A 9360-nucleotide genomic window follows, 5' to 3' on the forward strand; every position below is an offset into this window, starting at 1 on the left:
CATCTTCTGGAGGATGGCTTCCTTACGTTCCGGTGAGTAATGGGGCATGGTTGTCCTCTGAAATCATCAGGCGACAACTACGCTGACACATAGGGAGATACGACCGACGATAACAGTACTGCTTTTGTTGACCAGCGCCTGCGTGCAAAGATCACCGGCGACCTCAACGATAACGTGAGCCTGGTTTGGTACGGTGAGGTCGATTCTCCCTGGGGTGAGAAGGGAAGCTGCCAGGGTGACAATTGCGGCAAACTCAGCGCCGACGGCGTTGGCGTTGAGACCAAAAATGCCTACGCTGAACTGAAGGTGCCGAACAGCGACTGGAAGGTGCGAGCGGGCATCCAGGGGTATGGCTTCGGCAAGTACGAGAGCTTTGTTACCAACGACGACATGAATGGCGTCTCCTTTGCGGGCAATGTTGGTATGGCCACGCTGACAGGTGGCTGGTTCAAGTGGGAAGAAAACGATAGAGATTCTGCGGACGACGTGGACTTCTACATGTTGAGTGCCGAACTTCATCCCAGCGAGGTTTTCCACTACGGCCTTACCGGAGCTCAGATCAGCAACAGCAGTCAGGCTGCTCTGAATGGTACGGCGGCTCGAACGGATGACAACTATTTCGGTGCCTACGCCGATTTTACCTATAACAAAATGGCCTATAGCGGCTCGGTACTTTACAAAAAGTCGTCCGGGCGTGACTCTGACGCAACAGATGGCGACACGTACATGTTGAATCTGTATGCCCAGAGGCATTGGGGCAACGCAAGCCTCAAGATTCACGGCATCTACATTCCGGCTGATGACAGCAGCAATGGTGCAGATCGCTTCGCGGCAAACCAGTCAGGCTGGGAGCTGAATAGCAGCAATCTGCAAATCTTCGGAACAGACTACTACTACAACAATGGTTCCCAGGGGGCCAAGTCAGTTTATGACGCAGCTTACCAGGGATACGGTCTGATGGGGCTGATAGTCTCGGGTGATCAGGAACTTTCCAACGACTACTACCTGAAGTACGGCACAGGATACTTCCGCGCTGCCGACGACGCGCCCGACAGCGCTGCTCAGGCCAACGGCTCAACCCTTGGTACTGAAGTCGCTGCTCAGCTTGGTAAAAAGTTTGCCGGCGTGTATGACATCAGCCTCCGCGGTTCTTACGGTTTCATGGGAGACTTCTACGGAGATGACCCGGAGGATACCTATAAGGTCGTAGTGGCAAGCCCCCGATACGGTAGACGCCTGGTAGCGTTACACTAAACGCAAATCTACAGGTGTTGATGATGAGCGCAAAGCGATACTCCGAAGAATTCAAGATCGAGGCGGTGAAGCAGGTCACGGAGCGCGGCTACAAGGTATCCGACGTGTGCCGGAGACTCGGGATCACCTCCGGCAGTCTGTACAAGTGGATCAAGCTGTATGGCGATCCTGGAAGCCAGCACCAGCACATTACGGAGCAGCAGGATGAGCTTCGTCAGCTGCGGGCCGAACTGCGCCGGGTGACGGAGGAACGCGACATACTAAAAAAGGCCGCGGTAGATTCAACCGGTCAGTGCAACATAATGCACACTGGTAACTATCGGGGCTTTCAGAATGCAGCAGCAAGTATCAAAGACCAGAGGGCTGACCTACCAGCAGAAGCAGGAGCTATGGGCTCGATGGAAGAAAGGGCAGTCGCTTAGCGAGATTGGCAGAGCCCTTGGAAAGCATGCTGGATCGATTACTGGAATGCTCGCCATACATGGCGGCATTGCCCCGCTGGGACGTTCCAGGTCAGCGAGGGTGCTTAGTAGCTATGAGCGCGAAGAGATTTCAAGAGGCATCTCAGCGGGACTGACATTGACTCAGATTGCCGACTCGATGGGACGATCTGTCTCAACCATCAGTCGAGAGGTCAGTCGTAACGGTGGAAGAAGTCGGTACAGGGCGAACGTGGCAGATCGGCGTGCCTGGATCCAGTCAAAACGCCCGAAAAAATGCCTTCTCGCATTGAATGAGCCCCTCCGTGCAGCGGTTGCCGAAAAGCTGAGCCTTGACTGGTCTCCAGAGCAAGTAGCAGGCTGGCTAAAACGCCAGTTCCCGGACGACAAGTCGATGCATGTGTCCCATGAAACGATTTACCGAAGTCTCTTTATTCAAGCCCGAGGTGTTCTGAAGAAGGAACTTATCAAACACCTCCGATCAAGACGCGGGATGCGTCGATCACGGCACAGAAGCTCTGAAGAGGCAGAATCCCGCACCAGCATCACAGATTTAGTTTCTATCCGTGCTCGGCCAAAAGAGGTTGAAGACAGGGCTGTTCCTGGCCATTGGGAGGGAGACCTGATATCCGGATCTAAGAACTCACATATTGCGACGCTTGTCGAGCGGCAGTCTAGATTTACGATGCTCGTTCATGTCGGCGGCAAAGATACGGAAAGCGTTGTTTCGGCACTTTGTCGGGAAGTAGGTCAGCTCCCCGAGGAGTTGAAGAGAACCCTGACCTGGGATCGAGGGGGTGAGCTGGGTAACCACAGGAAATTCACGCTTGCGACCGACATGCAGGTTTATTTCTGCGACCCGCAGAGCCCCTGGCAAAGAGGCAGCAACGAGAACACCAATCGGCTGTTGCGCCAGTACTTCCCGAAGAAGACCGATTTATCGGGCTATTCCCAGAAGCAGTTAAATGAGTTCGCAAGGAAGCTGAATGAACGACCGAGGAAAACACTCGACTACCTGACACCTGCTGAAAAGCTGCAAAGCATATTTGCATTGACCGGTTGAACTCACCGCAGCGTTCTTTGCCAAGGAGTCCGAGTAAAGTATCGCTTCATCAGGGCTCACCAGAAGGAGTTCCGGGTCCGGGTCATGTGCCGCGTGCTGAAGGTCCACTTCAGCGGTTTTTACGCCTGGCTGCACAGTCCCGAAAGCCCTCGCGCCAAAGCCAACCGTCGATTGGTCGGGATGATCAAACAGGCCTGGCTCGAAAGTGGTGGCGTGTACGGGTATCGGAATATCACCCTGGACCTGAAAGACCTCGGCGAGCGGTGCAGCAAGAACCGGGTGTACCGGCTCATGAGAAACGAAGGCATCCGCGCTCAGCGCGGTTACAAGCGCCACAAGGGCTATTACGGTGGCAAGCCAGCTCACGTTGCACCGAATCATCTGAATCGTGAATTCGAAGCTCAGAAGCCGAACGAGCGGTGGGTAACCGACATAACCTACATCCGTACTCATGAGGGCTTCCTGTATCTCGCGGCAGTGCTGGACCTTTTCTCCCGACAAATCGTTGGCTGGTCTATGAAATCGAGAATGTCGACGGACCTGGTTATGGACGCACTATTGATGGCTTCCTGGAAGCGCCGGCCCAAACAGGAGGTTCTGATCCACTCCGATCAGGGCTCCCAGTATACGAGCCGGGAGTGGCGAGACTTCCTGGGCGACCATCACCTCAAGCCCAGCATGAGTCGGCGCGGTAACTGTCACGACAACGCCGTTGCCGAAAGCTTCTTCTCGTTGCTCAAAAGCGAACGGGTGAAACGGAAAATCTACAAGGATCGGGAAACGGCGCGCCAGGATATCTTCGATTACATCGAAATGTTCTATAACCCGGTACGCCGGCACGGCAACAACGGAGGACTGTCTCCCGTGGACTTCGAAAAGCAGTATTTTAAGCAGCTGTCAGGCGTCTAGGATATCGGGGGCTTGCCATAGCTATGGTCAATATCAGTTACTGATCAACGTGTAATTTCATGATCTGATACAACGGCCGGGCCTTAGTCCGGCCGTTTGTCATTGAGCCGAACATGCGGAAGGTCGGCAATGATTTTGACGAAATCCTCCAAATGAGGACACTAGCTGACCCACGCAAAGAGGCCAGCCTTTTCTACTGGGCATTATCGTACTAAAACCACCACCGGACGCCCGCCACGAAGCTGGAGGACTCGACGTCTTCCCCCTCGCGCTCACGAAGGTCCTCTGTGTTGCCCAGAAAGCGGGTGTAAGAAACACCCACGTAGGGCGCAAACTCCCTCGAAAAGTGGTATCTCAGACGGAGCCCCAGGCCCACATTATTGATGCCACTACCGACGCCCCACTCCTCAACATCGCTGAAGGCAACGAGCGTTTCGCCGCGGCCCTGCAAAATGAGCCTTTGGGTCAGCAGCCAGTCGTACTCGGCTTCAAGATCGTATGACACGTCACCGTCGTCGGTGACTCGGAGATTTGTGTCTACCTCAAACCAGTAGGGGGCAAGTCCCTGCAATCCAACAATGGCCGAATAGCGCTCCTTATTAGGGCTGGGGCCAAACGTTGTCTGGGCACCCAATCCTGTCTGTATATCCCAGAAGCGATCGAAGCGATAGCTGTACTGCACATCAAAATTTTCGATGTCGCCGCTGTCGCTGGATAGATCAGTCTCACCTTCCGTTTCGACCCAGAGCCGATTGCGATCTTTACCAATCCAGGCCTGGGCGTCCCACAGGGCCAATTCGTTGTCGCCGTCACGCTGGTATTCCATCCGGTCAAACAGAACCTGGCCAAACACCTGGTTGTCGTGTATCGGCAGCGTCCAGTCCGGTTCGGCCTGAACGCCAGTACCGGCGGCGCCGGCTCCCGAGGCAAGCGTTAAGGCTGAGGCACCCACAACCCACTTGATGCGATTCATCATAATGTTCATCCCCTATCCCGTTAAACGACCGACACGACACGAAACATGCCTGCGTCCATGTGGTACAGAAGGTGGCAATGGAAAGCCCAGTCACCCGGTGCATCCGCTGTGATCAGCGCGGATACACGCTCGCCGGGTTTGACGGAAATCGTGTGTTTGCGTGGACGATATTCACCTGCACCGGTTTCCAGTTCCATCCACATGCCATGCAGGTGAATGGGGTGATCCATCATCGAGTCGTTGACGAGGATCAATCGCAGGCGCTCGCCATGGTAGAACTTGACCGGGCCATCGACTTCAGAGAACTTTTTGCCGTCGAACGACCACATGTAACGTTCCATATTGCCGGTAAGGTGCAGTTCCACCTCGCGTTCGGCCGGGCGCTTGTCGGGCCAGCCCTCAATGCTCTGCAACTGGGAATAAGTCAGCACCCGATGGTTGGCTGTTTCAAAGCCTACACCAGGGTCATCCAGACGCGATTGCGGGCTGGAAGCCACCATGGCCGCCCCGGGACCGTGATTATCAGGGCCATGGGATATCGGCCGACCCGCCGTCGGGACCTCATTCATCGTTGCTTTGTCCGAGCTCATCTTGTTCATTCCCGAGTCGGCGCCATTCATCATCATTTGGCCATGGGCTTTGTCGTTGCTGCCTGACATCATTTCCATCTTGCCACCCATGTCCATGCCGCTGTCCATGTTCATATCGCCGTCCTTGCCCATGGCGCCCATGCTCATCGCGCCCATGCCCATGGCGGCCATACCGCGCTCGGTTCGCGGATACATGGGCGGTACTGGCGCCTCCATTCCCTTGCGGGTGGCTAACGTTCCGCGCACATACCCCGACCGATCCTGTGACTGGGCAAACACGGTGTGAGCCGTGTCGGTTGGCTGTACAATCACGTCGTAGGTTTCCGCCACGCCAATGCGGAATTCATCCGTTTCAACGGGTTGCACTGGTTGGCCGTCAGCGGAAATAACCGTCATCGGGAGGCCCGGGACACGGACATCAAAGAAGGTCATCGCCGAGGCATTGATGAATCTCAGGCGAATTTTCTCGCCGGGACGGAACAGCCCGGTCCAGTTGCTGGCGGAAGGCGACCCGTTCATCAGGTAGGTATATTCAGAACCGGTTACATCCAGGATATCCCGGGGACTCATTCGCATTCTGCCCCACATGCCGGCTTTGCTCCACGCGGCATCCCAGCCCATGGTTTCGACGTCCTTGAAGAAGTCGCCAACGGTGCGCTGGTTGTAGTTGTAGTAGCCCTCCGCCACTTTCAGATTCCGGAATACGTCGTCGGGAGAATCAAAGGTCCAGTCGGAGAGGACCACAACGTATTCGCGATCGTAGGCCACCGATTCCGGCTCGGCAGGATCAATGATAATCGGCCCATAATGGCCCAGCTGTTCCTGAAGGCCAGAGTGGCTGTGGTACCAGTAGGTGCCGTGCTGTTCGACCGGAAAACGGTACTCAAACGTTTCGCCGGGCATGATGCCGGGAAAGCTGACGCCAGGAACGCCATCCATCTGGTACGGCAGAATCAGACCATGCCAGTGAATGGATGTTGCCTCCGGTAGCGTATTGGTGACACGCAAGATTGCCTCGCGCCCCTGTTTGAGGCGCACCAGAGGCGCTGGCAGAGTGCCGTTGATGGTGATGGGCTGTTCCGAGACTGTGCCCCCTATCTTGAGAGGTGTTCTCGCGACGGTCAGGTCGTAGATGTCAGCGCCATTACGCACGGTGTGAAATGCGTTCGTGTTGTCCAGTTGTCCTCTAGCATAGGCCGGCAACAAGCTGTCGAAACCGGCAAGAAGTCCCATCGTGGCAGCTCCTTGGATAAGGCGCCGCCTGGACATACCTGCATAGAAATGTCTATCGCTCATAGGTTGCTCCTAAAACCATGTATATACAGCTTCTTGCGTTCGTGACTCGATTATTGATGCTACCCAGTGTAACTGAAATCAAACTGAAAAGTCTGTATCCGCCTTTCTATCACCATTTGTTTGGCGGGCAGGGGGGGAGAGGCGCAATGGCCCTACGCCAGCCTCCCTTTTGGGCGAGTGAGTGCGGATTAGCAAGAACGGTTGCAAGTCCTGCGATAAAGAAGGGAAGGACGATGGCGAGAACGAAGATGGCGATTCATCCGCTTTATCTACGGGCGTGCAATTGTGGATTTTGACGAGACAATCACAGATAAAAAAAAAGCTGGCCCGTCACGGAACCAGCTTTACAATACTCAAATTGAGCAGCTAACCATCGCTGGCCGAATCAGAAACTCCTGCTCCAACCCAGCCAGAACTTCGGATCATCCGAGTTGACAGAGCCAAGCGCGTCGGTTGACTCAATGTCCGCGTACTCCACGTTAACACTGAAAGAACCGAAGTTTCCCGCATCCTTTGTAACGTTGGCGGCGACGTGTGAATAACTTGCCTCGCCGACAGAAGCCTTGCCGTCATCAGCGAAGTCGTAATAGCCAAGCGTCACACCGGCACTGTAGCTGTCCTCCAGAGGCACCCCAACAGAGGCGTAGTAATAGGCATCCCCCTGCACGAACACCCCATCACCACTGGTGTCGCTGTTGATCGTGTAGGCCAGGCCGATGGCCGCAATGCCATAACTGATCTCGCCGTACAGTTCGCCGAAGTCGATGGAGTCCGGCGCGTCAGGATACGCATAATAAATGTACCCAACGTCATAACCCAGTTCTTCCACAGAGCCGGAGAATCCGGCATAAAGATCAAGCTCATAGCTGGTGCCGTCACCAAAATCGACATTGGAACCCCAACCACCGGCGTAGAAGCCCGACGCATGCTCATAATCCAACCCTCCCTGGACAGCCGCAGCCCCGTCTGTCTGGGTGACGCCCCGGAACAGATAGTTGCTGCTGGCGCTCACATTTGAGCTGACGTCAGCGCTAACAATGGCGGGCGCAGCCTGAAGTGCTGCAAGCAAAGTGATACTGATAAATCCGGATTTGGTGAAAAACTGCTTCTTCATAATGGATACCTTCGGTTGGATTTCATTGCTCCAAATATGATTTAGCAAAAGTCTTGCCACATCTTATTTATTCTTGTTTATCATTATTATAGAGACAAATCGGCACATTCTGAGCTTGCCCCCGAAAAACGACCCAACACCTAGCGCCCCAGAACCTGTCACCGGCCCGGACCAGCGCCCTGTTTTGATGCATTCTCTGTAACCATTCTGTAATCTTTGCCAAATAGACTTTAATAGCGCTTCAACACACACAAGCAAACCGAAAAAGGTGAGACAGATCATGAGCAAGAAATATTTGGGCTTGGCTTTGGCGATTTCTGCCGCTTCTGCTGCACAGGCCGGAAACGTTACGACCAGCGGCGAAGACCTTGTGATCGATACCGACAGCGGTATCAAAGTGAAAGTGTCGGATAACTCTGCGTCTTTTCAGCTCGGCGGGCGCATTCAGTGGGATTACGACGCCACGCAGTCTGACGACAACGGTGTTGACACTACCGATTTCGATGTGCGCCGGGCACGCCTCTACGCCAAGGGCCACTTTGGCGACTGGGCGTACAAGACCCAGTTCAACGTCGCTGAAAGTGATGGCGCCGACGGCGGTACTGCTGAAGACCGGCGGTCTCCAACTCCAAGTGCAACACCCGGGTTAATGAACGCCTGACGGCGCATCCTGGGTTTGCTTGATCAGATCCATAAAGACCTCCAGCGGCGGCTTGAAGCCCAGTCGCTTTCGAGGCCGGGTATTGAGCTGGAAGGCGATGGCATCCAGCTCGTCCTGACTGAACACCGACAGGTCCGTGCCCTTGGGCATGTACTGCCGCAAGAGGCCATTGGTGTTCTCATTGATGGCCCGCTGCCAGGGACTGTGTGGATCGGCGAAGTAGATCGCCGTCCCGGTCTTCTGGGTGATCTCGGCGTGGCGCACCAGCTCGCGGCCCTGGTCGTAGGTGAACGTCTGGCGCATTTCCAATGGCACCCGGTTGAGGGCCGCGCTGAAGCCCTGAACGGCGGCGGTTGCGGTAGCGCCGTCCATCTTGGCCAGGAATACCAGGCCACTCACTCGCTCAACCAGAGTGCCTACAGCGGAGCGGTTGAACGCACCTTTGATCAGGTCGCCTTCCCAGTGCCCCGGCAAGAGCCGTTCATCGACTTCCGGCGGGCGAAGGTGAATGCTGACCAGATCCGGGATCTGCTGACGGCGGTCCACACCGCCCGCGCGGGGCCGGCGCTTGGTCTTGCCCTGGCGCAGGCATGCAATCAGCTCCTTGCGCAGCTCACCGTGAGGCTGGGCGTAGATGGCTTTGTACACCGTCTCATGAGAGACCTGATAGTCGGGCTGGTTTGGAAACATGGCCTTCAGTGTGCCGCTGATTTGTTGGGGAGACCACCAGTTTCGTAGCATGTCGAGGACGATCGCATAGAGATTCGTTCCTTCGACTAACTTGCACTTGGGCCGACAACGAACACGCGCTGAACATGCTGTTACCCTTGCTGCCTCGGCATCATAGGGCTGGTCGTTAACCGCGTGTCGTCGTAACTCCCGGCTCAAAGTACTGGGAGAGCGCTTCAACTCACGGGCGACGGCACGGAGGCTGGCTCCCTGGCGCATCATCAACATGAGTGTGACGCGGTCTGTGGTGCTGAGGTGGTGATAGTGATTTTTCATGGCAACACGATACTCGATCAGGGAGTGTTGCACTTAGTTATTGAGCGCGCGA

At 55.4% G+C, this 9360-nt stretch carries 7 protein-coding genes and 2 pseudogenes; 5 read left to right on the plus strand and 4 right to left on the minus strand.

Annotation, left to right across the window (positions count from 1 at the left end; all coding sequences use genetic code 11):
• Positions 1-174: 174 nt before the first annotated feature.
• The 4 genes and pseudogenes from BM036_RS19165 to BM036_RS20595 form a co-directional block, all read left to right on the plus strand.
• Entirely contained in the window at positions 175-1254 is a 1080-nt protein-coding gene (locus BM036_RS19165; RefSeq protein ID WP_177186118.1) for a hypothetical protein, read from the plus strand.
• 23 nt (positions 1255-1277) lie between these two features.
• Positions 1278-1523: pseudogene (locus tag BM036_RS20400) on the plus strand (transposase); the annotation flags it as partial.
• A 64-nt stretch (positions 1524-1587) separates the two neighbouring features.
• Entirely contained in the window at positions 1588-2757 is a 1170-nt protein-coding gene (locus BM036_RS20590; protein WP_091855242.1) for an IS30 family transposase, read from the plus strand.
• A 6-nt stretch (positions 2758-2763) separates the two neighbouring features.
• Positions 2764-3666, plus strand: a pseudogene (locus BM036_RS20595) (IS3 family transposase); the annotation flags it as partial.
• 211 nt (positions 3667-3877) lie between these two features.
• Here BM036_RS20595 and BM036_RS19185 read toward each other — a convergent pair.
• From BM036_RS19185 to BM036_RS19195, 3 genes are all read right to left on the minus strand, one after another.
• Complete coding sequence (locus BM036_RS19185) at positions 3878-4642, minus strand: copper resistance protein B (protein ID WP_199451743.1); 765 nt, start codon at positions 4640-4642, stop codon at positions 3878-3880.
• A gap of 20 nt (positions 4643-4662) precedes the next feature.
• Positions 4663-6501: a copper resistance system multicopper oxidase gene (locus BM036_RS19190; protein WP_091855245.1), complete on the minus strand. Its 1839-nt coding sequence runs from the start codon at positions 6499-6501 to the stop codon at positions 4663-4665.
• Between the two features lie 412 nt (positions 6502-6913).
• On the minus strand, positions 6914-7642 hold the full coding sequence (locus BM036_RS19195; protein WP_062363658.1) for a TorF family putative porin: 729 nt from the start codon (positions 7640-7642) through the stop codon (positions 6914-6916).
• 280 nt (positions 7643-7922) lie between these two features.
• Here BM036_RS19195 and BM036_RS19200 point away from each other — a divergent pair, with 280 nt between their 5' ends.
• On the plus strand, positions 7923-8303 hold the full coding sequence (locus BM036_RS19200) for a porin (RefSeq protein ID WP_245742747.1): 381 nt from the start codon (positions 7923-7925) through the stop codon (positions 8301-8303).
• Here the strand turns inward: BM036_RS19200 and BM036_RS19205 are convergent.
• The gene (locus BM036_RS19205) at positions 8289-9308 is read right to left on the minus strand and encodes an IS30 family transposase (protein ID WP_091855222.1); all 1020 of its coding nucleotides are present in this window, start codon (positions 9306-9308) and stop codon (positions 8289-8291) included. The genes BM036_RS19200 and BM036_RS19205 overlap by 15 nt on opposite strands.
• Between the last annotated feature and the right edge of the window lie 52 nt (positions 9309-9360).

It is taken from the genome of Marinobacter segnicrescens, from assembly GCF_900111555.1.
Lineage (GTDB): Bacteria > Pseudomonadota > Gammaproteobacteria > Pseudomonadales > Oleiphilaceae > Marinobacter > Marinobacter segnicrescens.